Consider the following 24,753-nt stretch of genomic DNA (forward strand, 5'->3'; position numbering starts at 1 on the left):
ACCGCGTCCCGGTCCGCCACCTGGTGCCGCTGGCGCACGTCCCAGCCGCCGACCGTGCTCCCCTCCGCCCTGCCACCCCGCACGAACGGGGCGAAACCAGGCAGACCGGGCTCGGGCGCGGCATCGTCCGCGGTGTACAGAGGCCGGGTGCGCAGCCCGTCCTCCAGCGCGGTGGACAGGGCGTCTTCCGCCTCGGCCCCCGAGACCTCCTTGCCGGACTTCCGCAGCACACCAGCCACCAGCTGCTGCCACTGCTCAAGCGTCGCGTCAGGGAACTCGGCGGCCAGCGAAAGCCCGTCGTCAGGCAGGACCGTCATGCTCGGATGCTAGGACACGGCGGCAGAGGAGCATTAGAGGCAGCGGTTGTGAGCTTGTTCTCGCGTCGTGTGTGACGTGGGTCGCTGCCCCCGCCGGGGCCCCGCGAGGAGCCCCGGCGAGGGCCCGCCGGCACCCCGCCGAGGCGTCGAGGGCCCCGGCGGGGAGGGTGTCCCGGCGGCTCCCGCCGTGTCAACGGGCCGTGAGTTCACCCCTCACCGTGCGCGCGGCGGCGACCAGGTTCTCCAGCGAGGCCCGGGTCTCCGGCCAGCCCCGGGTCTTCAGCCCGCAGTCGGGGTTGACCCACAGCCGCTCGGCGGGGATCGCCGCCAGCCCGGTCCGCAGCAGCTCCGCCGCCTCCCCGGCGCTCGGCACGCGCGGCGAGTGGATGTCGTACACGCCGGGTCCCGCCTCCCGCGGATAGCCGTGCGCGGCCAGCTCCCGGGCCACCTGCATATGGGAGCGGGCGGCCTCCAGGCTGATCACGTCGGCGTCGAGGTCGTCGATGGCCCCGACGACGTCACCGAACTCGGCGTAGCACATGTGGGTGTGGATCTGGGTGTCCGGCCGCACCCCGGCGGTCGTCAGCCGGAACGCCTCCGTCGCCCACGCGAGGTAGGCGGCGTGGTCGGCGGCGCGCGGCGGCAGCGTCTCCCGCAGCGCGGGCTCGTCGACCTGGATCACGGAGGTCCCCGCCGCCTCCAGGTCGGCGACCTCGTCCCGCAGCGCGAGCGCGACCTGCCGGGCCGTCTCGGCGAGCGGCTGGTCGTCCCGGACGAAGGACCAGGCGAGCATGGTGACCGGCCCGGTCAGCATGCCCTTGACCGGCCGTGAGGTCAGCGACCGGGCGTACGACGTCCAGCGCACCGTCATCGGTCCGGGGCGGGAGATGTCACCGGCGAGGACCGGCGGGCGGACGTACCGGGTGCCGTAGGACTGGACCCAGCCGTGGCGGGTGGCGAGGTAGCCGGTCAGCTGCTCGGCGAAGTACTGGACCATGTCGTTGCGTTCGGGTTCGCCGTGCACGAGGACGTCCACGCCGGCCTTCTCCTGGAAGGCGATCACCTCGCCGATCTCCGCCCTGATGCGCTCCTCGTAGGCGGCGGTGTCGATCCGGCCCGCCCTCAAGTCGGCTCGGGCGGTGCGCAGTTCGGCGGTCTGCGGGAACGAGCCGATGGTCGTGACGGGCAGCGGCGGCAGCCCGAGCCGCTCCCGCTGGGCGGCGGCCCGCTCGGCGTACGGCTGCGCGCGGCGGGTGTCGTCCCCGGTCACGGCGGAGGCACGGGACCTGACCGCCGGGTCGTGGGTGAGCGGGGAGGCGGCGCGGGAGGCCAGCACGGCGCGGTTCGCGGCCAGTTCGGCGGTGATGGCGGCGGTCCCGCGGCTCAGGCCCCGGGCGAGGGTGACGATCTCGGCGGTCTTCTGCCGGGCGAAGGCGAGCCAGCGCAGGATCTGCGGGTCGATGTCCTTCTCGGCCGCCGTGTCCAGGGGAACGTGCAGCAGCGAGCAGGACGCGGCCACGTCCACCCGGTCGGCGAGCCCCAGCAGGGTGCCGAGCACGGAGAGGGACTTCGCCAGGTCGTTCACCCAGACGTTGCGGCCGTCGACGACCCCGGCCACCAGCCGCTTGCCGGGCAGTCCGCCGACCGCCGCCAGGTCGTCCAGGTTGGCGGCGCCGGACCCCGTCAGGTCCAGGGCGAGTCCCTCCACGGGTGCCTGGGCCAGCACCGGCAGGGCCTCGCCGAGCCGGTCGAAGTAGGAGGCGACCAGCAGCTTGGGCCGGTCGCCCGCCGGGATGCCGCCCAGGTCCCGGTAGGCGCGGGCCGCCGCGTTCAGCTCCGCCGGGGTGCGGTCCTGCACCAGGGCGGGCTCGTCGAGCTGCACCCACTCGGCGCCCGCCGCGCGCAGGTCGGCGAGGACCTCGGCGTACACCGGCAGCAGCCGGTCCAGCAGGGTCAGCGGCTCGAAGTCCGCGGGGGCGCCGGGCGCGGGCTTGGCGAGCAGCAGATAGGTCACCGGCCCCACCAGGACCGGCCGGGCGGTGAGACCGAGGGCGAGGGCCTCCCGCAACTCCGCAACCTGCTGCGCCGGTTCGGCGGCGAAGACGGTGTCCGGGCCCAACTCGGGCACCAGATAGTGGTAGTTGGTGTCGAACCACTTCGTCATCTCCAGCGGAGCGACGTCCTGCGTGCCGCGCGCCATGGCGAAGTACCCGTCCAGCGCGTCGGCTTCGACGGCCGCCCGGTGCCGCTCCGGGACCGCACCGACCATGACGGTGGTGTCCAGGACGTGGTCGTAGAGCGAGAAGTCGCCGGTCGGCACCTCGTCGATGCCCGCCCCGGTGAGCCGCCGCCAGTTCGCGGCGCGCAACTCGGCCGCGGTCGCACGGAGTTCGGCGGCGCCGACGCGGCCCTTCCAATAGCCTTCGACGGCCCGCTTCAGCTCCCGGCCGGGGCCCTGCCGGGGGTGGCCGTACACGGTGGCCCGTACGGTCGTCCGCCCGCTCGTCGCGGTGCCGGTCATGCTGCTGGTCACGGAGATCTCCTTCGCGAGACGATTCCCTGAGATCCCGGCGACGGGACGAGGACGCGAAGGGGTGAGTGCCCGGCGGCCGAAGCCACCGGGTTCCGCACGCCGACCCGCCCACGAGGTCACCGGGACACCGCGCGCGAGTGCTTCGCGCCCGGGCAGCCGGCAGGTCTTCGGACTCGCGGGCACGTCCTCGCGCATCTCACCGAGGACACCTACTGGCCGTCGCTTCCCAGGCCCGTTGTCCGGACCCAGTGCGTATGACGGCGCTCGTTCCCACTCACCGCTGCGGGGCAGTCCCGGAATCTCACCGGGTTCCCTCTTACGACGCCCCGCCTGGCGGACGGGGCGAACCAGCTGCACGGGCCACCTTAGTCAGTGCGCGACCGCCACCGCAGCCACCTTCTCCCCGGGAGCCGTGGTGCGGCGTACGCCGACGACCGCCGTCAACGCGCCCAGCACGCACAGCACACCCGCGACCAGGACGGACGTGTGGACGCCGTTCATGAACGCCTGGTGACTGCCCTCGACGACCGCGGACCTGAGCTGCTCGGGCATCTCGTCCGACACCGGCGCCACGCCCATCGCCACGGCGTCCTTCGCCTCGGCGAGCCCCTCGGCGGCGGCCGACGGGACCCCGGCGGAGGTGAGTTCGCCGCTCAGGGTGGACCCGACGCGACCGCTGATCAGGGAGACCAGCACCGAGGTGCCGAGCGCGCCGCCGATCTGGAGGGCCGTCGCCTGGAGGCCGCCCGCCACACCGCCGTCCTTCACCGGGGCGTTGCCGACGATCGCGTCCGAGGACGACGACATCACCATGCCGACACCGAGCCCGAGCGCGATGAACGGCGGCCACATCGTGGCGTACGACGAGTCGGCGCTCCAGCTCAGCATCGTGAAGCAGGCGGCGCCCTGGAGCACCATGCCGAGCGGCATCGTCAGCCGGGGCCCGAACCGGTCGGTGAGCGCCGCGCCCAGCGGGGAGGCGACGACCGAGGCGAGGCTCAGCGGCAGGGTCCGCACCCCGGCCTCCACGGGGCTGAAGCCGCGCACGTTCTGGAGGTAGAGCATGACGAAGAAGATCACGCCGAGCAGGACGAAGAAGTTCAGCGCGGTGATGACGGTGCCGATGGTGAGCGCCGGGTTGCGGAACAGCCGCATCGGCAGGAGCGGGGACGCCACCCGGGTCTCGTACCAGCCGAAGACCAGCACCAGGGCCAGGCCCGCCCCGATCGAGCCGAGCGTGCCGCCCGAGGTCCAGCCCCAGGTCTCGCCCTTGACGACGCCGAAGACGAGCGCGAGCAGACCGAGCGCGAGCAGGACCACCCCGGCGATGTCGAACTTCTCGTCCGCGGCGGCGGCGTTCTTGCTCTGCGGCAGCACGAGCGCGCTGAACACGAGAGCGGCGACACCGATCGGGGCGTTGATGTAGAAGACCGACTCCCAGTTCACGTGCTGCACGAGCAGTCCGCCGACGATCGGGCCGAGCGCGGTGGAGACCGAGGAGACCATCGCCCAGATGCCGACCGCCATGCCGAACTTCCGCGGCGGGAACACCGCCCGGAGCATGCCGAGGGTGTTCGGCATCAGCAGGGCGCCGAAGAAGCCCTGGAGGGCGCGGAAGGCGATGACACCGGTGATCGAACCGGACAGTCCGATCGCCACGGAGGAGAGGGTGAAGCCCGCGACGCCGATCAGGTAGAACGTGCGGCGCCCGAAGCGGTCGCCGAGCTTGCCGCCGAGGATCAGCGCGCCGGCGAGCGCGAGGAGGTAGGAGTTGGTGACCCACTGGAGGTCGGCCGTGGAGGCGTTCAGGTCCCGGCCGATCTCCGGGTTGGCGATCGAGACGACCGACCCGTCGAGACCGACCATGAAGAGGCCGAACGCGACGGCTATGAGGGTCAGCCAGGGGTTGGCGCGGACGCCGGACGGGGCGGACGGGGGAGCGACGACGGTCGCGGTGGCGGAGGGCATGCCGATGCCAGTCCTTCGTGAAGGCGTGCGGACGCGACTGCGCGCGTCCGTGAACAGACGGGGGAGTACGGGAACGACGGCGTCCGCGCGTACGGGAATGCTGAGGTACGGGGTACGGGGTGGTCAGCGGGCGTCGGAGTGGAGCTGTCCGCTGAGGGACTCCAGGGCGCCGAGCGCCGAGCCGAGGGCGTCGAGTTCGCCGTCGGTCAGCGCGCCCAGGGCCCGCGTGACATGCGTCCCCATCAGCCGCTCGACCTCGGTGTGCCGTTTTCGGGAGACCGGGGTGAGGTGCAGATGGGCCACCCGCCGGTCGGCCGGGTCCTGGCGGCGCTCCAGCATGCCGTTCTCGGTCATCTGGGTCACCAGCGCGCTGACGTTGTTCGGTTTCATCAGCAGGGCGTCCGCGGCCTCGCGGACGGTGGCGCCGTCATGGGTGTGGACGTACCGCAGCAGCGCGATCTGGGCCTCGGAGGGCTTGGGATGGGTCAGCTGCCGGTCGACCTGGCGCTCGATGGCCCGGGACAACGCGGGCAGGACCGCCGCGAGGCCGGCGGCCACACGGTCGAGGTCCTGGGCGTCGCGGGGCATGGCACGAGAATAAGTATGAACGGATAGCTATGTCAAAAGAGCTATCGCGGAAAGGCGTGTCCGGACACGGAAAGGCGCGTCCGGACACGGAAAGTGGGGCGGCCCGCACGGGCCGCCCCACTTCACCTCACCTCATCGCGCTGATCGACGGATCAGACCAGGTCGAACCGGTCCAGGTTCATGACCTTGACCCACGCGTCGACGAAGTCCTTGACGAACTTCTCCTTCGCGTCGTCGCTCGCGTACACCTCGGCGAGGGCGCGCAGCTCGGAGTTGGAGCCGAAGACCAGGTCGGCGCGGGTGCCGGTCCACTTGACCTGACCGGAGGCGTCGCGGCCCTCGAAGGCGGCCTGGTCCTCGCCGGTGGACGACCAGGTCGTACCGAGGTCGAGCAGGTTGACGAAGAAGTCGTTCGTCAGCTTGCCGGGGGTCTCGGTGAACACGCCGTGCTTGGAGCCGCCGTGGTTGGCGCCCAGGACACGCAGACCGCCGACCAGGACGGTCGTCTCGGGGGCGCTCAGCGTGAGCAGGTTGGCGCGGTCGATGAGCAGGTATTCGGCCGGCAGGCGGTTGCCCTTGCCGACGTAGTTCCGGAACCCGTCGGACGTCGGCTCCAGGGCCGCGAACGACTCGGCGTCGGTGTGCTCCTCGGTCGCGTCGACACGGCCCGCGGCGAACGGCACCTCGACGGCGAAGCCGGCGTCCTTGGCGGCCTGCTCCACGGCGGCGGAACCACCGAGGACGATCAGGTCGGCCAGGGAGACCTTCTTGGCGCCGGTGTTGAACTCGGCCTGGACACCCTCCAGGACGCGCAGCACCTGGGCGAGGTCGTCCGGGTTGTTGACGTCCCAGCCGGCCTGCGGCTGGAGGCGGATCCGGGCACCGTTGGCGCCGCCGCGCTTGTCGCTGCCGCGGAAGGTGGACGCGGAGGCCCAGGCGGCACCGACGAGCTGGGAGACGGTCAGACCGGAGTCGAGGATCTTCGCCTTGAGCGCCGTGACGTCGGCGGCGTCGATGGCCTCGCCCTCGGCGGCGGGCAGCGGGTCCTGCCAGATCAGCGTCTCCGCCGGGACCTCGGGGCCGAGGTACAGCGACTTCGGGCCCATGTCACGGTGGGTCAGCTTGTACCAGGCGCGGGCGAACGCGTCCGCGAACTGGTCCGGGTTCTCGTAGAAGCGGCGCGAGATCGGCTCGTAGATCGGGTCGACCTTCAGCGAGAGGTCCGTGGTGAGCATCCGCGGGCGGTGCTTCTTCTCCGGGTCGAAGGCGTCCGGGACGTTCTCCGGGGCCTCCTTGGCGATCCACTGGTTGGCGCCGGCCGGGCTCTGGTGGAGCTCGTAGTCGTACTCGAAGAGGTTGGCGAAGAAGCCGTTGCTCCACTGGGTCGGCGTCGAGGTCCAGATGACCTCCAGGCCGGACGTGATCGCGTCCTTGCCGACGCCGGTGCCGTAGGTGCTCTTCCAGCCCAGGCCCTGCTGCTCGATCGACGCGCCCTCGGGGTCGGCGCCGACGTTGTCCGCGGGACCGGCGCCGTGGGTCTTGCCGAACGTGTGGCCTCCGGCAATCAGGGCGACGGTCTCCTCGTCGTTCATCGCCATGCGGCGGAACGTCTCGCGGATGTCACGGGCGGCGGCGATCGGGTCCGGGTTGCCGTTGGGGCCCTCGGGGTTGACGTAGATGAGGCCCATCTGGACGGCGCCGAGCGGGTTCTCCAGCTCACGGTCGCCGGAGTAGCGCTGGTCGTCGAGCCAGACGGTCTCGGGACCCCAGTAGACGTCCTCGTCGGCCTCCCAGACGTCGGCACGGCCGCCGGCGAAGCCGAAGGTCTCGAAGCCCATCTGCTCCAGGGCGACGTTGCCGGTGAGGATCATGAGGTCGGCCCAGGAGATGGACTGGCCGTACTTCTTCTTCACGGGCCACAGCAGACGGCGGGCCTTGTCCAGGTTGCCGTTGTCCGGCCAGCTGTTGAGCGGGGCGAAGCGCTGCTGACCGGCGCCCGCGCCACCGCGGCCGTCGGAGATGCGGTAGGTGCCGGCGGAGTGCCAGGCCATACGGATCATCAGCGGGCCGTAGTTGCCGAAGTCGGCCGGCCACCAGTCCTGCGAGTCCGTGAGGACCGCGGCGATGTCCTGTTTGACGGCCGCGAGGTCCAGGTTCTGGAACGCCTCGGCGTAGTCGAACTCCTCACCCAGCGGGTTGGTGACCGGCGGGTTCGTGGCGAGGATCTTCAGGTTGAGCCGCTCCGGCCACCACTGGCGGTTGCCGCCGCCCTGGGTGGGATGCAGGGCGCGGCCGTCGTGGGCTACGGGGCACTTGCCCTCGGCGGCACTGTTCTCGGTCATGGGAAATCCTTCCGGACGGGGCGGATCTGTGGTGCTCAGAAACGGTTGGGGGAACTGCTTCTGGAACTGCTGATACCTGGAACTGCTGGTACAACGTGCGGGGAACTGCCTCAGGAACCGCCGGCGGCCATGCAGCCGGGGCACAGGCCCCAGTAGATGACCTCGGCCTCGTCGACCGTGAAGCCGGCGTCGTCCGAGGCGGTCAGACAAGGGGCGTGGCCCACCGCGCAGTCGACGTCGACGACGACGCCGCACGAACGGCACACGAGGTGGTGGTGGTTGTCGCCGACCCGGCCCTCGAACCGGGCGGGGCTGCCCGGCGGCTCGAGGCGGCGGACCAGTCCGGCCGTGGTCAGCGCGTGGAGGGCGTCGTACACGGCCTGGAGCGATATGTGGCCGACACGGTCGCGCACGCCGTCGGCGATCGCCTCGACGCCGAGGTGGTCCCCGGCGCGGACGGTCTCCAGGAGGGCGACACGGGCGGCCGTCACCCGCAGACCGGCACCACGCAGCTCATCGGCGGGGGTCGGGCTCTGGGGCGCTGTCATGCGGAACAACCTACCGCGCTAAACACGAATAGTTCAAGAAAAGGAGTCATCCAAGTCTGGAGTGTCGTCGCCGGAGGGGTGCGCGTCCTTGCGTACCTCCCTGGGGAGAACGGGAGCCGAATGCGAGGATGTGACGCCATGACGGCAGGGTGGTGTTCTCGCACGGTGCGGTCCGCGGTGTTCGCGGCCGTCTGCGTGCTGCTCGCCGCCCTGGGCCACGTCCTGATGTCCGGCCGGCACGTGCCCCTGCGGGCGCTGCTCCTCGGCGCGCTCCTGACCGGCGCCGCGGGCTGGGCCCTCGCGGGACGCGAGCGCGGGCCGCTGGCGGTCGTGGCGATCGCCGTCACCGCGCAGACGGCACTCCACCAGGGGTTCTCGCTGGCGCAGGGCGGCGCGGACGCGCACACGGGCGCGGGCGCGGGCATGACCTCCGGGCACCTGGACCCCGCCCCCATGCATTCCATGGCGTCCATGCATTCCGTGCACTCCATGGGGCCCATGAGTTCCATGGACATGGACATGGGCATGGACGCGGCGCACATGGGCGCCGGGCACACAGGCTCCGGCTCCCTCGGCATGCTCGCAGCCCATCTGCTCGCCGCGCTGCTGTGCGGTGTGTGGCTGGCCCATGGTGAGCGGGCCGCGTTCCGGCTGCTGCGGGCCGTCGCGGGCTGGCTCGCGGCTCCGCTGCGGCTGCCGCTCGCCGTGCCGCCGTCCGCGCACCGCCCGCCGGTACGCCGTCCCCGGCGCCGCTCGGAGCGGGCGCCGCGGCTTCTCCTCCTCGTCCACGCGATCACCGGCCGGGGTCCGCCCGTGGGGACCGCTGTCGCCTGACAGCCGGAACCCCCGAGGCCGCCCCTGTGCCCCTCGGGCTCTCGCCGTACGCCCGCTCCGGCGCCGTACGGCCCTTCCCCGTACCCCGAGAAGGACATCAGGTGATCCCTTCCACCCTGCCCGCGCCACGGGACGAGACCGACCGGGCCGTGACCGACCGGACCGCGACCGACCGGGCCGCGACCGCGTGGGCGCTGGCCGCCGGTGCCGGTGACGCGGTCGCCGTCGAGCACTTCGTCCGCGCCCTGCACCGCGACGTGCTGCGGTACGTCGCCCATCTGTGCGCCGACCCCCAGGCGGTCGACGACCTGGCGCAGGACACGTTCCTGCGGGCGCTCGGCAGCCTGCACCGGTTCGAGGGGCGTTCCTCGGCCAGGGCCTGGCTGCTGGCCATCGCCCGGCGTGCCGTGATCGACGGCTACCGGTGCGCCGCCGCCAGGCCGCGACTCTCCGACCTGCCGGACTGGGAGCCGGCCGCGGAGCTGGCCCAGCCGCGCGGCCTGCCCGGCTTCGACGACGGCGTCGCCCTGCTCGACCTGCTGGCGGCGCTGCCCGCCGAACGCAGGGAGGTGTTCGTGCTGACCCAGCTGCTCGGGGTGCCCTACGCGGAGGCCGCCGCGCTGAGCGACTGCCCCGTGGGGACGGTGCGTTCGAGGGTGGCGCGGGCGCGGGAGACGCTCGCCGCGCAGTGGGCGGCGGTCTGAGCGCGGGTCATTCCGCCCGCTCGGCCGGTTCCGCCGGGTCCGGCATCAGGGCCCGCATCGCCGCGCACTGCTCCGGCCCCATGAACCGGCCCAGCGACTCCTTCACCGTCACGGCGATCAGGTCCGAGGTCTCCCGCAGCAGACCTCGGGCCTTCTCCGTGAGGGCCACCTCGACGCCGCGCTTGTCGCCGCAGACCGAGGCCCGGGTCACGAGCCCCGCGTGCTGGAGGCAGGCGATCTGATACGTGAGCCGGGTCTTCGGGCGGCCGAGCAGCTCGGAGATCCGGGTCATGCGCACGCTCTCCCCGGGCTTCCCGGCGAGCAGGCACAGGATCAGGAACTCGTCGTGCGAGACGCCGAGCCCCTCCTTGACCACCCCGCGCAGCTCCTGCTCCACGGCGCCCGTCGCGGCCAGCATCAGCATCCAGGCGTGCAGCTCGGCGGGGAGCAGCCCGCCACCTGCGGCGTTCGGACAGTCGGAGTGGTCGGCCATGGTCTTGAGTCTACCTGTTGTTCAAATTTGGAGTATCGGCTAGCGTGGGCGCACCGCAGTCATCCAAATTTGGACTATAGGAGCTGAGTCGTCATGACCGTCGCCGTCGAAACCGGAACCTGGCAGCTGGACACCACCGCCACCACCGTGGCGATCGCCCACCGGACCATCTGGGGCCTGGTCACCGTCAAGGGCGCCTTCGGCTCCGTCTCCGGGCGGGGCGAGGTGCGTGCCGACGGGTCCGCCGTGGGCACCGTGACCCTGGACGCCACGTCCCTGGACACCGGCAACGCCAAGCGCGACACCCACCTGAGGTCCGCCGACTTCTTCGACGCCGACCAGCACCCCGACATCACCCTCGCCGTGCGCAGCGCCGAACTCCGCGACGGCGACACCGTGCAGGTGATCGGTCAGCTCACCGTGCGCGGCATCAGCCGGCCCCTGTCCCTGACCGCGAGGCTGACCGGGGCGGACGCCGACGCGCTCACCCTGGACACCGAGTTCTCCGTGGACCGCGAGCAGTTCGGCATCACCTGGAACCAGCTCGGCATGCTCCGCGGCCCGGCCACCGTCACCGCCACCCTCCGCTTCACCCGGAGTTCGTAGCGTGCCGTCGTGTGCGGCGAGCAGGGGCAGGACGCGGTGCCACCGGGTGGGGGAGTCCGCCGGGTCCGGAGCGGCTAGTACACGTCCCTGACGTACCTCTTCGCCGCCGCCAGCTGCTTCACGTACGCCGTCGCCTCGTCCTCGCCCAGACCTCCGTGCGCGACCGCGATGTCCCGCAGGGCCCGGTCCACGTCCTTGGCCATCCGGGAGGCGTCCCCGCACACATAGAAGTGGGCGCCGTCCTGGAGCCAGCGCCACAGCTCCGGGCCGTGCTCGCGCATCCGGTCCTGGACGTAGACCTTCCGCCGCTGGTCGCGCGAGAACGCGGTGTCCAGCCGGGCCAGGGCGCCCTCGTCGAGGAGTTCCGTCAGTTCCCGCTCGTAGTAGAAGTCGCTGGCCCGGTGCTGCTCGCCGAAGAACAGCCAGTTCGGTGCCCGGTGCCCGAGCGCGCGTCGCTCCTGGAGGAACCCGACGAAGGGCGCGACGCCCGTGCCGGGACCGACCATCACCATCGGCGTCGAGGGGTCGGCGGGCGGCCGGAAGTGCGGGGACGGCTGCACGAAGACCGGCACCTCCGTGTCCGCCTCGGCGTCCGCGAGGAACGGCGAGCAGACCCCGCCGCGCGGCACGCCGCGCAGGTTCTCGTACCGCACGACCGACACCGTCAGCGACACCAGGCGCGGGTCGACGAGCGGGCTCGACGAGATGGAGTACAGGCGCGGCTGGAGCTTCCTGAGCACGCCCGCCCAGTCCGCCGCGCCCGCCCGTACCGGATGCTCGGCGAGCACGTCGACCGCCTGGCGCCCCCAACTCCACTGCGCCAGACCGTCCTTGTTGTCGGGCCGCAGCAGCCTGCGCAACTCCCGGTCGTCGCGGGTGTGTTCGGCGACGAACCGGAGGAAGTCCGGGGTGATGCGCGTGATGTCGAGATGCCGGCGCAGCGCCTCCGCGAAGGGCACCTCGCCGACGCCGTCCAGCGGGACGCCCGCCGAGCCGTCGACGCCGGTCGCGGAGAGCCACTCCGCCACCAGCGAGGGCGAGTTGACCGGCCGTACGCCGAGCGCGTCCCCGGCCTCGTACGCCAGGGGCGTGCCGCTCGTGTCGAAGGTGAACCGGCGGACCTCCTTGCCCGCGCCGGGCAGGCTCAGCAGCCGGTTGCCGACGAGCCGGGCGGTGGCCGGGGCGGGCCGGGCGACGCGGGGGGCGGGTATCTCGGGCGCGGGTTCGGTGGCCTGCTCCGTGCCGAGGGCGCCGAGCACCTGGTCCAGCCAGGCGTCCGCCGAGGAACCGTAGTCCGGCTCGCAGTCCGTGCGCGGGGCGAGCCGGACCGCGCCCAGCTCGTCCAGCCGGGCGTCCAGCCGGCGCCCGTGCCCGCAGAAGTCGTCGTAGGAGGAGTCGCCGAAGGCCAGCACGGAGTAGCGGACCCCGTCCAGCCGGGGCGCCTGCTCGGCGGTGAGCAGATCCCAGAAGCCGGAGCCGTTGTCGGGCGCGTCACCGTCCCCGAACGTGCTGGTGACCAGAAGCAGATCGGCGCCGTCCGGCAGGGCGCCCGGGTCGGTGCCGTCCATCCCGAGCAGGGACGCGCGATGCCCGCTCGCCGAGATCCGCGCGGCGACCGCGCCCGCGAACTCCTCCGCGTTCCCGGTCTGCGAGGCCCACAGCACCACGACCTCGCGGCCCGCCCGCGCGGCCGTGACCGGCGCCGAGCGCGAGTACATCCCGGCGAGGACGCCGTTCACCCACATGGCGTGGTCGGCGCTGAACGGCGCGTCCGGCGGCAGCACCGGCACGCCCGGCGCACCGGAGTCGATGCCCGCGAGGAAACCGGTCAGATACAGCCGCTCCCGGGCGCTCAGCACCGGCGGCGGCGCGGGCGCCAGCCCGAAGGGGTCGGAGCCCGGCGTCACGGACGTGGGGACGATCACTTCAGCGGGGACCGGAACGGCCTCACGGACCTCGGCCACCGGCCCGTGGACCTTGGTCAGCGCCACCGCGCACACCTTGAACTCCGGCTGGAAGGAGATCGGGTCGACGGCGTCGCTGGTCACGGCGTTGACGCTCAGGTACTCCCCGAACAGGTCGTTCCAGTGGAACGGCGCGAACACGCACCCGGCCCTGACCCGGTCGGTCACGACCGCGGGCAGCACGGCCCGGCCGCGCCGCGAGGCGACCTCGACCCCGTCCCCGTCGCCGATCCCCAGCGCCCGCGCGTCCTCGGGGTGCAGCTCCACGAACGGCCCCGGGTTCAGCTTGTTGAGCTTGGCGACCTTCCCGGTCTTGGTCAGCGTGTGCCACTGGTGCTGCACCCGCCCGGTGTTCAGCACGAAGGGGAAGTCGTCGTCGGGCATCTCGGCGGCCGGCATGTGCGGGCGCGCGTGGAAGACCGCCCGCCCGCTCGGCGTCGGGAACCTCAGGACCCCGGCCCCGTCGACGTACCGGATCGGGTTGCGTGCCGGCCCGTCCTCGGCGGCGGACGGCCACTGCACGGGCGTGGACCGCAGCCGCTCATGGCTCACCCCGCGCAGGTCCCAGCCGGTGACGGGGTTCCAGGCCCGCCGGATCTCCTCGAAGACCTGCTCCGCGCTGTCGTACGAGAACCCCTTCCCGTACCCCATCTCGCGGGCGACGGCGGCGATGATCCGCCAGTCCGCCATGGCCTCCCCGGGCGGGTCGGCGACCTGCGGGGTCAGGGTCAGGGTGCGCTCGCTGTTGACGAAGACGCCGTCGCCCTCGGTCCACAGCGCGCCGGGCAGCACGACATCGGCGTACGCGTTGGTCTCGGTGTCGGCGAAGACGTCCTGCGCGACGACGAACTCGGCGGCCTCCAGGCCCTCGATGACCGTGCGGCGGCCCGCGACCGAGGCGACCGGGTTGGTGCAGATGATCCAGCAGGCCTTGATCTCCCCGTCGGCCATCCGCCGGAACATGTCGACGGTGCCCTTGCCGACGCCGTCCTTGCGCAGGGTGCCGGGCGGCAGCTCCCACAGCTCCTCGGTGAAGGCCCGCTCCTCGTCGACGAGGACGGACCGCTGGCCGGGCAGGCCCGGCCCCATGTACCCCATCTCGCGCCCGCCCATGGCGTTCGGCTGCCCGGTGAGGGAGAACGGCCCGGAGCCGGGGCGGCAGATGGCGCCGGTCGCGAGATGCAGGTTGACCAGGGCGTTGGTGTTCCAGGTGCCGTGCGTGGACTGGTTGAGCCCCATCGTCCAGCAGCTCACCCACTCCCCGGCGGTGCCGATCAGCCGGGCGGCCGTGCGCAGGTCGTCCTCGGCCAGGCCGGTGATCTCCGCGACGGCGGCGGGCGGGTAGTCGGCGAGGAACTCCGGCATCCCCTCCCAGCCCTCGGTGTGCGCCGCGACGAAGTCCGGGTCGGTGTGCCCGTCGGCGTGCAGCAGATGCAGGAGCCCGTTGAGGAGGGCGAGGTCGGTGCCCGGCGCGATCTGGAGGAACAGATCGGCCTTGGCGGCGGTGGCGGTGCGCCGCGGATCGACGACGATCAGCTTCGCGCCCGCCTTGACCCGCTCCATCATCCGCAGGAACAGGATGGGGTGGCAGTCGGCCATGTTCGACCCGATGACCAGGAACACATCGGCCCGGTCGAGGTCGCCGTAGGACCCGGGCGGCCCGTCGGCGCCCAGCGACAGCTTGTAGCCGGCCCCGGCGGAGGCCATGCAGAGCCGGGAGTTGGACTCGATCTGGTTCGTCCCGATGAAGCCCTTGGCGAGCTTGTTGGCCAGGTACTGGGCCTCCAGGCTCATCTGGCCCGACACGTAGAGCGCGACGGCGTCGGGGCCGTGCTCGTCGACGATCGCGCGCAGCCGCCGGGCGGTCCCGGAGATCGCCGCCGCGACCGGGGCGGGCACGGGTTCCGCGCCGCGGTCGTCCCGGACCAGCGCGGTGGTCAGCCGACCGGGCGCGGCGAGCATGTCCGCGGTGGTGGCGCCCTTGGTGCACAGCCGTCCCGCGTTGGCCGGATGCGCCTTGTCCCCGGTCGCCTTCAGGACGGTACGGCGCCCGTCCGGCCCCGTCGCGACGTCCAGCACGATGCCGCAGCCCACCCCGCAGTAGGAGCAGACCGAACGGACCTGTGACAGGGGAGTGGTGGGGGTCACACGCTGCCCTTCCTAGGCGGCCGGCTCATGACCGAGAGCGTACGAATCGCCCATTACGTCGATGTCACATGCCTTGATCATCGGGAGTTACGTCGGCCACACAGCCGCCGAGGGCCCGATGTGAGGGGGTGTGACGGTCGCGGTCCGTGTCGCTGTTGGGCCGGACGGGTGACTTGGAGTAAGAATTGGCCGGTGCAGGCATTGAAAGCGAGCGATTTCGGGGGGATCCGGTGAACAGGTACGACGTCACCGACGAGCAGTGGGAAGGGCTCGCCCAGGTCGTGCCGTTGCGGGGCCGGGACGCCTGGCCCTCGGCGGTGGACCATCGCGCCGTGCCGGAGGCCGCGACCGAGCCCCGGCGCCGATTCGTGGTCCTGCGCGTCAACGTCTTCGGTGACGCGCGCGAGGTCGCCGAGACGCTGATGGCCGGGATACCGGTCCTGCTCGACCTCACGGGCGCCGAGACCGAGACCGCGAAGCGGGTCCTCGACTTCAGCACCGGCGTCGTCTTCGGTCTCGCGAGCGGAATGCACCGCGTCGACCGCAACGTCTTCCTCCTCACCCCGCCCGGCACCGAGGTCAGCGGTCTGATGGAGGGGGCGGCGGGCGCCTCCGGCGTCTGAACCCCGTGAACCGCCGCCGCCCGGTCGCTCGATCGTAGGAAGCGGTCTCAGCCGGAACGGTTCGGCTGAAGACGGAGCCTTACGGTCCGGATATGGGTCTGTCTTCGATGTCGTCTTCCACGCCGCTCCCGCCTTCGGCGACGGCTTCTGTTTCCGCGGCTCCGGCCGATGCCCCGGACGCCGGGGCGCCCGAGGGCGCGCCGGGCTTACCGGGCTCCGAGGAGCCGTGTGCTCCGGGCGGCGCCCTCAACGATCACCGGGTGCCGGCCCAGGGACGGCCGGGGGGCGGCGCGGAGACGCGTGGGCCGGCGGGTGCGGGTGCGAATGCGGAGGTTTCGGCGGGTGCGGGGACCGGGCTGGACCGGTACTCCCGTCCCGGACGCGCGGTCGGCTCCCGTTCCGGGGCCGGGGCGGGTGCGGATCTCGGTTCCGGCGTGGCTTCCGGCGCGGCTCCCGAGGCGGCTTCCGAGGCGGTCTCCGAGGCGGTCTCCGAGGCGGTCTCCGACGTGGTTTCCGAGGCGGAGCCGAAGCGTGACGCCGGCGCGGGTTCGGCCGCGGCTTCTGCCACGGGTTCCGAGGCCGGTGCCGGCTCGGGGGTGACTGCGGTTGGGGCTGGGGCTGGGGCTGGGGTTGGGGCTGGGGCTGCGGGTTCGGGTGCCGGTACCGGGCTGGGTTCTGATCCAGGGTCCGGCTGTGTCTCCGGTTCGGGTGCCGGTACCGGGCTGGGTTCTGATCCAGGCTCTGGCCGTGTCTCCGACCCGGGTGCTGGCTCCGGGCTGGGTTCCGATCCAGGCTCCGGGCGTGTTTCCGGTTCGGGTGTCGGCTCCGGTCGTGTCTCCGACCCGGGTGCCGGCTCCGGTCGTGTCCCCGCGTCGGGTCCCGGCTCCGGCCGTGTCCCCGATCAGGGTCCCCGCTCCGGGCCCGGCGCGAGGCTCGGTGCCCACAGCGGCTCAGGACCTCGCCCCGATCGTGGTCCGGTACCGGAGGCAGGGCCGGACCGTGGTCCGGTACCGGCGGCCGGGCCTCGGGTCCGGGGAGAGAGCGCGGCCCGGCCCCGGGGCCACCACCCCAGTCGGCCCTATCTCGGTGAGCTGAGGCTCTCCGCGTTCGGGCCGCATCGGGGCGCGGTCTTCGGGCTCGGGGCCGTCACCTTGCTCGTCGGGGCGAGCGGGAGCGGGAAGTCGAGCGCGCTGCGGGCGTACGAGGCGCTGGCGCGGCTCGCCGGGGGGAGCGAGCTGGGGGAGGTGTTCCCCGACCCGGCGCTCTGGGTACCGGAACGGGCGCGGCCCGACGCCCAGCGGCGACGCGGTTTCAGGATCGGGTGCACGGCCGACGGCCCCGAGGGCCCGGTGCGGCTCGACGTCGCCGTACAGGCGGAGCCCGAGCTGCGGATCGTGGGCGAGCGGCTGAGCAGCGGCGGGCAGGTGCTGCTGGAGACGGCGCTGCGCGATCCCTCCCGGCGGTCCGTCCAGGCGGCCTGGCACACGGCCGGGTCCGCGCCGGTGACCCGCGGCCCGCTCCCCGACGACCTGCTCGGCACCGCCCTGCTGCCGCTGCGGGTCGCCGGCAAGACCGACGCGCAGCGCAGGGTGCTGGCCGCCGCCGAGCAGACGGTCGTCGCCCTGCGGTCGGTGTACGCCTGCGATCCGCGCCCCGACCGGATGCGCGCCCCCGTGCCCGCCGGCTCCGGACACCTCCTCGGCGGCTGCGACAACCTCGCCGACGTGCTGTGGCGCACCCGCTCCGAATGCGCGCGCCGCCACGCGCAGTTCGTCGCCGCGGTCCGCGCTGGCTGCGCGGGCCCGGTGGCGGACGTGTGCGCCGAGACCCTGGACGACGGCACCGTCCGCGCCGTCCTGGATCGCGGCGACGGCTTCCGTACGGCCCTGGAGCGGCTCGGCGGCGGCGAGTTGCGGTATCTCGCGCTCGCTTTGGTGCTGCTGACCGGGCCCGGGGTGCTGGAGGTCGACCCGGCCGGCGAGGTGCCCGCCGCGATGCAGACCCTCACCGTGCTCGCCGACGGCCTCGACCGGCGCCTCGACCCGTCCCAGCGCGCCGAACTCCTGCGGCTCGCCGTCCGGATGTGCGACCGGGGGCATGTGCGGCTGTTCGGCACGGCGACCGACGCGTCCTGGGCGGCCGGGACACCCGGGGTCACAGTGGTACACCTGAACCCGTGACAGAACCCCTCGACGTGGCGAAACTCCAGCGCAGGCTGGCCGAGTTCGCCGCCGCCCGCGACTGGCAGCCGTACCACACCCCGAAGAACCTCGTCGCCGCGCTCAGTGTGGAGGCCTCCGAACTGGTCGAGATCTTCCAGTGGTTGACCCCGGAGGAGTCGTCCCGGGTCATGGACGACCCCGACACCGCGCACAAGGTCAGCGACGAGGTCGCCGACGTGCTCGCCTATCTGCTCCAGTTCTGTGAGGTCCTCGGCATCGACCCGCTCGCCGCGCTGGACGCGAAGATCGACCGCAACGAACGGCGTTTCCCGGCGCCGTGACGAGACAACGAACGGCGCTTCCCGGCGCCGTGACGAGACGTCGTGGCGGGCCGTCGGGACGAGGCGGGGGCGGGCGTCGGGACGTAATGGGGTGACCCATCCGGACGTGGCGGGGCGGGGCGTCGGGCGGCGTGCCGGGAGCCGCGCGGTCCGTTTTCACTCTCCGCAGTCAAATTCACGCCTGAATTCGATTCGTTGTCCGCAGATTTCCGCCTTCCACTAGCTTTTCGTCCCGCACGCACTCACTCTGGGTAGTGGACAACGGAGTTCAGGTGCGGACGGGGACAGCCATGGACGCGATGCGGCTCATCGTGACGAGCAGACGGGCCCTCGCGGCGAGCGGAGAGCCGGCCCAGATCCTCACCGAGGTCTGGCAGGCACAGGCGCTGGCGCAGGCGATGGGCAGCAGACTTGCGGTGTCCGGCCCGCCCCGGCTGCGCGGCGAGGCCCTGGGGCTGACGGAGCTGGCGGGCCGGGGCTGCGGTGTCCTGGACCGCCCCGACCTGGACACCGCCGAACTGCGCGCCGCCCAGCTCACCGAACTGGGCGACGCCCGCCAGGCCCTGCTCTGCCTCGGCGGTCTGCTCGGCGAGGTGGGCATCGCCCTGGTCGGTCTCGCCTGCTCCGCGGACGACCAGGGCACGTACTGGCAGTGCATGGAGGCCATCGACGCGGCGGACGAATCCCGTGACCGCGTCCTGGAGATGCTGCGCAGACTCGCCGACCACACCGACGAGGTCCTGCCGGAACGGGAAGCGGGCTGACCTCCGTCCAGCTCGCCGACCGCCCCTGCGCGGGGTCCCGTCCCGGGGCGCTACTTGGTCTCGCTCTCCTCCGCCCCTCGTCCCGCCGACTGCAGATCGGCGTCCAGCGCGGACAGATCCGCGTTGAGGGCCGCCATCAGCTCCTCCATCTGCTGCAGCAGCCCCTTCGGCTTGCCGGGTTCGCCCAAACCCTGCCGCGGGACGGATTCTTCGGACATGACGGCCTCCTCGGCCCAGGCCTCCGCGGGAGGCCGACACGGGTGACGCCCGGCGCTGACCGGCCGGCGCGGGCGCCGGTCGGTCCGGCTCCGCCAGCGCAACGATCACCGGCTTCACCGGGTCACTGGGCCGGGCAGCCCCCGTGCGCCGCGTTGACGGATTTTCACCCGACCGGGGACGGGCCGGGCCGGAGGGACCAGTGGGGTTGACCGCGGGGGCGGCGTGCAGGATGGGGTCATGGATCTTCGCATCTTCACCGAGCCCCAGCAGGGCGCCAGCTACGACACCCTTCTCGCCGTCGCCAAGGCCACCGAGGACCTCGGTTTCGACGCCTTCTTCCGCTCCGACCACTACCTCAAGATGGGCTCCGCCGACGGCCTGCCCGGTCCGACCGACGCCTGGGTCACCCTGGCCGGACTCGCCCGCGAGACCAGCCGTATCCGGCTCGGCACGCTGATGACCGCCGGCACCTTCCGGCTGCCCGGCGTGCTCGCCATCCAGGTCGCTCAGGTGGACCAGATGTCCGGCGGCCGGGTCGAACTCGGCCTCGGCGCGGGCTGGTTCGAGGAGGAGCACAAGGCGTACGGCATCCCCTTCCCGAAGGAGAAGTTCGACCGCCTGGAGGAGCAGCTCGCGATCGTCACCGGCCTGTGGGAGACGAAGGTCGGCGAGACCTTCGACTTCCACGGCACGTACTACGACCTCACCGACTCGCCCGCCCTGCCCAAGCCCGCCCAGCCGAGGATCCCGGTCCTCGTCGGCGGCCACGGCCCGACCCGCACCCCGCGGCTGGCCGCCCGGTACGCGGACGAGTTCAACATGCCCTTCGCCTCGGTCGAGGACAGCGAGCGCCAGTTCACCCGCGTCCGCGCCGCCGCCGAGGAGGCGGGCCGCCAGGCCGGCGACCTCGTCTACTCCAACGCCCTCGTCGTCTGCGTCGGCAAGGACGACGAGGAGGTCGCCCGCCGCGCCGCCGCCATCGGCCGCGAGGTCCCCGAGCTCAAGGCCAACGGCCTCGCCGGCTCCCCGGCCGAGGTCGTCGACCGGATCGGCCGCTACGCCGAGGTCGGCGCGAGCCGCTTCTACCTCCAGGTCCTCGACCTCCACGACCTGGACCACCTGGAGCTGATCTCCTCCCAGGTGCAGTCGCAGCTCGCGTGAGCTGAGGCCGTACCGATACGGCCGTCCGGCGGACCCGGGCCACGCGGCACACACGCGCCCACCCGCCGGACCCGGCCCCTTGATCCGGCGGAGCCGGTCCGTGCCCGTCCGGGCCCGCCGGACCATGGGCCGCCTCCTCCGGGTCGAGGTTTCGCTCTCCGAACACATCAGGGACAGGCCCGGCATGGCGCGCATCAGGGTCCCGGTGGCGTACGGGCGGGTGAAAAATGCCGGGTGGGGCGCGACGCGCGCGCTGTACGTTGAGCGGACGTGCCCGCACAGGGGTGCGAACTCCCAGCTCAGAAGGGTCATGAGGTGTAACCACCGTGTTCCTGACCATCACCACCACCGGAACCCCGGAACGCCCCGCCACCGACCTCGGCTATCTGCTGCACAAGCATCCGGGCAAGGCGCAGGCGTTCTCCACGTCCTACGGCAGGGCCCACGTCCTCTACCCCGAGGCGGAGGACCAGCGCTGCACGGCGGCGCTCCTGCTGGAGGTCGATGCGGTGGCACTGGTCAGGAGGGGGAAGGGCAAGGGTCGCGGCGGCGCACCCGACGCGGCGCTCGCGCAGTACGTCAACGACCGGCCCTACGCCGCGTCCTCGCTGCTCGCCGTCGCGCTGAGCGCCGTCTTCTCCAGCGCGATGAAGGGCACCTGCCAGGCCCGGCCCGAACTCCCCGCGCAGGCACGGCCGTTGCGCGTCGAGGTGCCCGCGCTGCCCGCCCGGGGCGGCGCCGGGCTGGTGCGGCGGCTGTTCGAGCCGCTCGGCTGGACCGTCACCGTGGACCCGGTCGCGCTGGACGTGAAGTTCCCCGAGTGGGGGGAGTCGCGGTACGTACGGCTCGTCCTGGAGTCGGCGGAGCTGACCCTCGCCGAGGCGCTGCGGCACCTGTACGTCCTGCTGCCCGTCCTCGACGACGCCAAGCACTACTGGGTCTCCGAGGACGAGGTCGACAAGCTGCTGCGCGCCGGTGAGGGCTGGCTGCCCGAGCACCCCGAGCAGAAGCTGATCACCTCGCGGTACCTCTCGCGCCGCTGGTCGCTGACCCGCTCGGCCCTGGAGCGCCTCGAACTGGTCCGGCTCGCCGAGACCGACGACAGCGAGGTCGAGGAGATCGACAACGCGGTGGAGGAGACGGCGGAGGAGACGGCGGAGGAGGCCGGGGCCGCGGTGGCGGCCGAGGCCGAGGCCGAGCGGGAGCGTTCGACACCGCTCGCCGTCCGGCGCCGGGAGGCGATCCTCGCCGCGCTGCGGGCCTGCGGGGCCGCGCGGGTGCTCGATCTCGGGTGCGGCCAGGGCCAGTTGGTGCAGGCCCTGCTCAAGGAGCCCCGGTTCACGGAGATCGTCGGCGTCGACGTGTCGATGCGCGCGCTCACCATCGCCGGGCGGCGGCTGAAGCTGGACCGGATGGGGGAGCGGCAGGCCTCGCGGGTCAAGCTCTTCCAGAGCTCCCTGGCCTACACCGACAAGCGGCTCAAGGGGTACGACGCCGCCGTGCTCAGCGAGGTGATCGAACACCTCGACCTGCCCCGGCTGCCCGCCCTGGAGTACGCCGTGTTCGGTGCCGCCCGCCCGCGCACGGTCCTCGTGACCACTCCGAACGTCGAGTACAACGTCCGCTGGGAGTCCCTGCCCGCCGGGCACGTCCGGCACCGCGACCACCGCTTCGAGTGGACCCGGCAGGAGTTCCGCGCCTGGGCGGGCGCGGTCGCCGAACGGCACGGCTACGAGGTGGAGTTCGTCCCCGTCGGCCCCGACGACCCGGAGGTGGGCCCGCCCACCCAGATGGCGGCCTTCCACCTGAGGACCGGGACCACCCCCCGGAGCACCACCCAGAACACGACCGAGACCGAGACCGAGAAGGAGGCGGAGGCGGCATGATCGAGAACCCGACCGAGGACCGGACCCAGGGGCGTGTCCTGCCCGTCACCGACCTCTCCCTCGTCGTGCTCGTCGGCGCCTCCGGCTCCGGCAAGTCGACCTTCGCCCGCAGGCACTTCAAGCCCACCGAGGTTATCTCCTCCGACTTCTGCCGAGGACTCGTCTCCGACGACGAGAACGACCAGGGTGCGACGAAGGATGCCTTCGACGTCCTCCACTACATCGCCGGCAAGCGCCTCGCCGCGGGCCGCCGTACCGTCGTCGACGCCACCAGCGTCCAGTCGGACGCCCGCAAGCAGCTCGTCGAACTGGCCAGGCAGTACGACGTGCTGCCCGTCGTGATCGTCCTGGACGTGCCCGAGGAGGTGTGCGCCGAGCGCAACGCGGGCCGCTCCGACCGGGCCGACATGCCGGTCAGGGTCATCAAGCGGCACATCCGCGAACTGCGGCGCTCGCTGCGGCACCTGGAGCGCGAGGGCTTCCGCAAGGTGCACGTCCTGCGGGGCGTCGAGGACGTCGAGAACGCCACCGTCGTCACCGAGAAGCGGTTCAACGACCTCACGCACCTCACCGGACCGTTCGACATCGTCGGTGACATCCACGGCTGCGCGAGCGAACTGGAGTCCCTGCTCGGCAAGTTGGGCTACACCGACGGCGTCCACCCGGACGGCCGCACCGCCGTCTTCGTCGGCGACCTCGTCGACCGGGGCCCCGACAGCCCGGGTGTGCTGCGCCGTGTGATGTCGATGGTCAAGTCGGGCAACGCCCTGTGCGTGCCCGGCAACCACGAGAACAAGTACGGCCGCCACCTCAAGGGCCGCCGGGTCCAGCACACGCACGGACTCGCCGAGACGATCGGGCAGATGGAGGGCCAGAGCGAGGAATTCGTCGCCGAGGTACGGGAGTTCATCGACGGTCTCGTCAGCCACTACGTCCTCGACGGCGGCCGGCTGGTCGTCTGCCACGCCGGTCTGCCCGAGAAGTACCACGGCCGCACCTCCGGCCGGGTCCGCTCGCACGCGCTGTACGGCGAGACCACCGGCGAGACCGACGAGTTCGGCCTGCCGGTGCGCTACCCGTGGGCGGAGGACTACCGGGGCCGGGCGGCGGTCGTCTACGGCCACACCCCGGTCCCCGAGGCGTCCTGGCTCAACAACACCATCTGCCTGGACACCGGCGCCGTCTTCGGCGGCAAGCTCACGGCGCTGCGCTGGCCGGAGCGCGAGCTGGTCGACGTACCGGCCGAGCGGGTCTGGTACGAGCCGGTGAAGCCGCTGCGCTCGGAGGCGCCCGGCGGACACGACGGACGTCCGCTGGACCTCGCCGACGTGCACGGGCGGCGCGCCGTGGAGACCCGTCACCAGGGCCGGGTCGCGATCCGTGAGGAGAACGCGGCGGCGGCGCTGGAGGTCATGAGCCGTTTCGCGGTCGACCCGCGTCTGCTGCCGTACCTCCCGCCGACCATGGCGCCGACGGCGACCTCGCACGTCGAGGGCTACTTGGAGCACCCGGCCGAGGCGTTCGCGCAGTACGCGGCCGACGGGGTCGCGCGGGTCGTGTGCGAGGAGAAGCACATGGGCTCGCGGGCGGTGGTCCTGGTGTGCCGGGACGCCGGGACGGCCCGCAGGCGCTTCGGCGTGGACGGCCCCACGGGCTCGCTCTACACCCGCACGGGACGGCCGTTCTTCGACGACGGGTCGAGGACGGAGGAGATCCTCCAGCGCGTACGGATCGCCGCCGACGAGGCGGGCCTGTGGTCCGAACTCGACACGGACTGGCTCCTGTTGGACGCCGAGCTGATGCCGTGGTCGCTGAAGGCGTCGGGCCTGCTGCGCTCGCAGTACGCCGCCGTCGGCGCCGCGTCCGGGGCGGTGTTCCCGGGCGCGCTGGCCGCACTGGAGGGAGCGGCGGCGCGCGGTGTGGACGTCGGCGACCTGCTGGACCGGCAGCGTGCCCGTGCCTCGGACGCGTCCGCGTTCACCGAGGCGTACCGCCGCTACTGCTGGACCACGGACGGCCTGGACGGCGTCCGTCTCGCCCCGTTCCAGATCCTCGCTGTCCAGGGCCGCAGCCTCGCGTCCCTGCCGCACGACCAGCAGCTCGCCCTGCTGGACCGCCTGGTCGAGCACGACGGCACCGGCCTCCTCCAGACCACCCGCCGCCTGTACGTCGACACGGCCGATCCCGAGTCGGTCCGCGCGGGCGTCGACTGGTGGCTGGAGATGACGGGCCGGGGCGGCGAGGGCATGGTGGTCAAACCGCTGAACGCCCTCGTCCGCGACGGCCAGGGCCGCCTGGTCCAGCCCGGCATCAAGTGCCGGGGCCGCGAGTACCTCCGGATCATCTACGGCCCGGAGTACACCCGCCCCGACAACCTGGACCGCCTGCGCGGCCGCTTCCTGAACCACAAGCGCTCCCTCGCCACCCGCGAGTACGCCCTCGGCCTGGAAGCCCTGGACCGCCTCGCCGAGGGCGAACCCCTGTGGCGCGTCCACGAGGCGGTCTTCGGGGTCCTGGCCCTGGAATCGGAGCCGGTGGACCCGCGGTTGTGA

At 72.6% G+C, this 24,753-nt stretch carries 19 protein-coding genes and 1 riboswitch; of the genes, 10 read left to right on the plus strand and 9 right to left on the minus strand.

What is annotated here, in order from left to right; translation table 11 throughout:
• The 6 genes from ACIPSE_RS20290 to ACIPSE_RS20315 form a co-directional block, all read right to left on the minus strand.
• Window positions 1-317, minus strand: a 317-nt coding sequence (locus ACIPSE_RS20290) for a methylmalonyl-CoA mutase family protein (RefSeq protein WP_401664463.1), incomplete at its 3' end; no start/stop codon positions are given.
• Window positions 318-507: 190 nt separating this feature from the next.
• Window positions 508-2,838, minus strand: coding sequence for a 5-methyltetrahydropteroyltriglutamate--homocysteine S-methyltransferase (gene metE / locus ACIPSE_RS20295; protein ID WP_401665018.1), 2,331 nt, complete (start codon window positions 2,836-2,838; stop codon window positions 508-510).
• Between the two features lie 152 nt (window positions 2,839-2,990).
• Window positions 2,991-3,217, minus strand: a riboswitch (cobalamin riboswitch).
• 2 nt (window positions 3,218-3,219) lie between these two features.
• Window positions 3,220-4,818 carry an MFS transporter gene (locus tag ACIPSE_RS20300; protein WP_401664464.1) on the minus strand — a complete coding sequence of 533 codons (1,599 nt, stop codon included), beginning with the start codon at window positions 4,816-4,818 and terminating at the stop codon, window positions 3,220-3,222.
• A 123-nt stretch (window positions 4,819-4,941) separates the two neighbouring features.
• Window positions 4,942-5,406, minus strand: coding sequence for a MarR family winged helix-turn-helix transcriptional regulator (locus ACIPSE_RS20305; RefSeq protein WP_401664465.1), 465 nt, complete (start codon window positions 5,404-5,406; stop codon window positions 4,942-4,944).
• Window positions 5,407-5,558: 152 nt separating this feature from the next.
• A complete protein-coding gene (gene katG, locus ACIPSE_RS20310) occupies window positions 5,559-7,748 on the minus strand; it encodes a catalase/peroxidase HPI (protein WP_401664466.1) in 2,190 nt (729 codons plus the stop codon).
• Between the two features lie 110 nt (window positions 7,749-7,858).
• Complete coding sequence (locus ACIPSE_RS20315; protein WP_401664467.1) at window positions 7,859-8,296, minus strand: Fur family transcriptional regulator; 438 nt, start codon at window positions 8,294-8,296, stop codon at window positions 7,859-7,861.
• Between the two features lie 138 nt (window positions 8,297-8,434).
• Between ACIPSE_RS20315 and ACIPSE_RS20320 the strand changes: the two genes are divergently transcribed.
• Together ACIPSE_RS20320 and ACIPSE_RS20325 are read left to right on the plus strand one after the other, a co-directional pair.
• Complete coding sequence (locus ACIPSE_RS20320) at window positions 8,435-9,130, plus strand: hypothetical protein (protein WP_401664468.1); 696 nt, start codon at window positions 8,435-8,437, stop codon at window positions 9,128-9,130.
• Window positions 9,131-9,231: 101 nt separating this feature from the next.
• Entirely contained in the window at window positions 9,232-9,834 is a 603-nt protein-coding gene (locus ACIPSE_RS20325) for a sigma-70 family RNA polymerase sigma factor (RefSeq protein WP_401664469.1), read from the plus strand.
• A 7-nt stretch (window positions 9,835-9,841) separates the two neighbouring features.
• Here the strand turns inward: ACIPSE_RS20325 and ACIPSE_RS20330 are convergent, their stop codons facing one another.
• Entirely contained in the window at window positions 9,842-10,327 is a 486-nt protein-coding gene (locus tag ACIPSE_RS20330) for a MarR family winged helix-turn-helix transcriptional regulator (protein WP_401664470.1), read from the minus strand.
• A gap of 93 nt (window positions 10,328-10,420) precedes the next feature.
• Here ACIPSE_RS20330 and ACIPSE_RS20335 point away from each other — a divergent pair, with 93 nt between their 5' ends.
• A complete protein-coding gene (locus tag ACIPSE_RS20335) occupies window positions 10,421-10,933 on the plus strand; it encodes a YceI family protein (protein ID WP_401664471.1) in 513 nt (170 codons plus the stop codon).
• A gap of 74 nt (window positions 10,934-11,007) precedes the next feature.
• Here the strand turns inward: ACIPSE_RS20335 and ACIPSE_RS20340 are convergent, their stop codons facing one another.
• Window positions 11,008-15,045, minus strand: a complete 4,038-nt coding sequence (locus ACIPSE_RS20340) for a molybdopterin-dependent oxidoreductase (RefSeq protein ID WP_401664472.1) — start codon at window positions 15,043-15,045, stop codon at window positions 11,008-11,010.
• A 230-nt stretch (window positions 15,046-15,275) separates the two neighbouring features.
• On the opposite strand from ACIPSE_RS20340, the gene ACIPSE_RS20345 reads away from it, so the two are divergent.
• From ACIPSE_RS20345 to ACIPSE_RS20360, 4 genes are all read left to right on the plus strand, one after another.
• A complete protein-coding gene (locus ACIPSE_RS20345; protein ID WP_401664473.1) occupies window positions 15,276-15,668 on the plus strand; it encodes a cell division protein SepF in 393 nt (130 codons plus the stop codon).
• Between the two features lie 1,091 nt (window positions 15,669-16,759).
• On the plus strand, window positions 16,760-17,848 hold the full coding sequence (locus ACIPSE_RS20350) for an ATP-binding protein (protein WP_401665019.1): 1,089 nt from the start codon (window positions 16,760-16,762) through the stop codon (window positions 17,846-17,848).
• Window positions 17,845-18,171: a nucleotide pyrophosphohydrolase gene (locus ACIPSE_RS20355; protein ID WP_401664474.1), complete on the plus strand. Its 327-nt coding sequence runs from the start codon at window positions 17,845-17,847 to the stop codon at window positions 18,169-18,171. Before ACIPSE_RS20350 ends, ACIPSE_RS20355 begins: the two co-directional genes overlap by 4 nt.
• A 290-nt stretch (window positions 18,172-18,461) precedes the next feature.
• Entirely contained in the window at window positions 18,462-18,935 is a 474-nt protein-coding gene (locus ACIPSE_RS20360; RefSeq protein WP_401665021.1) for a DUF6099 family protein, read from the plus strand.
• Between the two features lie 50 nt (window positions 18,936-18,985).
• On the opposite strand, the gene ACIPSE_RS20365 is transcribed toward ACIPSE_RS20360, so the two are convergent.
• Window positions 18,986-19,153, minus strand: a complete 168-nt coding sequence (locus ACIPSE_RS20365) for a hypothetical protein (protein ID WP_401664475.1) — start codon at window positions 19,151-19,153, stop codon at window positions 18,986-18,988.
• A 238-nt stretch (window positions 19,154-19,391) separates the two neighbouring features.
• Here ACIPSE_RS20365 and ACIPSE_RS20370 point away from each other — a divergent pair, with 238 nt between their 5' ends.
• The 3 genes from ACIPSE_RS20370 (at window position 19,392) to ACIPSE_RS20380 (ending at window position 24,753) form a co-directional block, all read left to right on the plus strand.
• A complete protein-coding gene (locus ACIPSE_RS20370; protein ID WP_401664476.1) occupies window positions 19,392-20,315 on the plus strand; it encodes an LLM class F420-dependent oxidoreductase in 924 nt (307 codons plus the stop codon).
• 326 nt (window positions 20,316-20,641) lie between these two features.
• Complete coding sequence (locus tag ACIPSE_RS20375) at window positions 20,642-22,201, plus strand: 3' terminal RNA ribose 2'-O-methyltransferase Hen1 (protein WP_401664477.1); 1,560 nt, start codon at window positions 20,642-20,644, stop codon at window positions 22,199-22,201.
• Entirely contained in the window at window positions 22,198-24,753 is a 2,556-nt protein-coding gene (locus ACIPSE_RS20380) for a polynucleotide kinase-phosphatase (protein WP_401664478.1), read from the plus strand. The genes ACIPSE_RS20375 and ACIPSE_RS20380 overlap by 4 nt, the downstream gene beginning before the upstream one ends.

This window comes from Streptomyces sp. NPDC090106, assembly GCF_044747265.1.
Lineage (GTDB): Bacteria > Actinomycetota > Actinomycetes > Streptomycetales > Streptomycetaceae > Streptomyces.

Coding starts and splice junctions, on each gene's coding strand:
- metE (WP_401665018.1), bottom strand. CDS start 2,838: ATGACCGGCACCGCGACGAGCGGGCGGACGACCGTACGGGCCACCGTG.
- ACIPSE_RS20300 (WP_401664464.1), bottom strand. CDS start 4,818: ATGCCCTCCGCCACCGCGACCGTCGTCGCTCCCCCGTCCGCCCCGTCC.
- ACIPSE_RS20305 (WP_401664465.1), bottom strand. CDS start 5,406: ATGCCCCGCGACGCCCAGGACCTCGACCGTGTGGCCGCCGGCCTCGCG.
- katG (WP_401664466.1), bottom strand. CDS start 7,748: ATGACCGAGAACAGTGCCGCCGAGGGCAAGTGCCCCGTAGCCCACGAC.
- ACIPSE_RS20315 (WP_401664467.1), bottom strand. CDS start 8,296: ATGACAGCGCCCCAGAGCCCGACCCCCGCCGATGAGCTGCGTGGTGCC.
- ACIPSE_RS20320 (WP_401664468.1), top strand. CDS start 8,435: ATGACGGCAGGGTGGTGTTCTCGCACGGTGCGGTCCGCGGTGTTCGCG.
- ACIPSE_RS20330 (WP_401664470.1), bottom strand. CDS start 10,327: ATGGCCGACCACTCCGACTGTCCGAACGCCGCAGGTGGCGGGCTGCTC.
- ACIPSE_RS20335 (WP_401664471.1), top strand. CDS start 10,421: ATGACCGTCGCCGTCGAAACCGGAACCTGGCAGCTGGACACCACCGCC.
- ACIPSE_RS20360 (WP_401665021.1), top strand. CDS start 18,462: ATGGACGCGATGCGGCTCATCGTGACGAGCAGACGGGCCCTCGCGGCG.
- ACIPSE_RS20365 (WP_401664475.1), bottom strand. CDS start 19,153: ATGTCCGAAGAATCCGTCCCGCGGCAGGGTTTGGGCGAACCCGGCAAG.
- ACIPSE_RS20370 (WP_401664476.1), top strand. CDS start 19,392: ATGGATCTTCGCATCTTCACCGAGCCCCAGCAGGGCGCCAGCTACGAC.
- ACIPSE_RS20380 (WP_401664478.1), top strand. CDS start 22,198: ATGATCGAGAACCCGACCGAGGACCGGACCCAGGGGCGTGTCCTGCCC.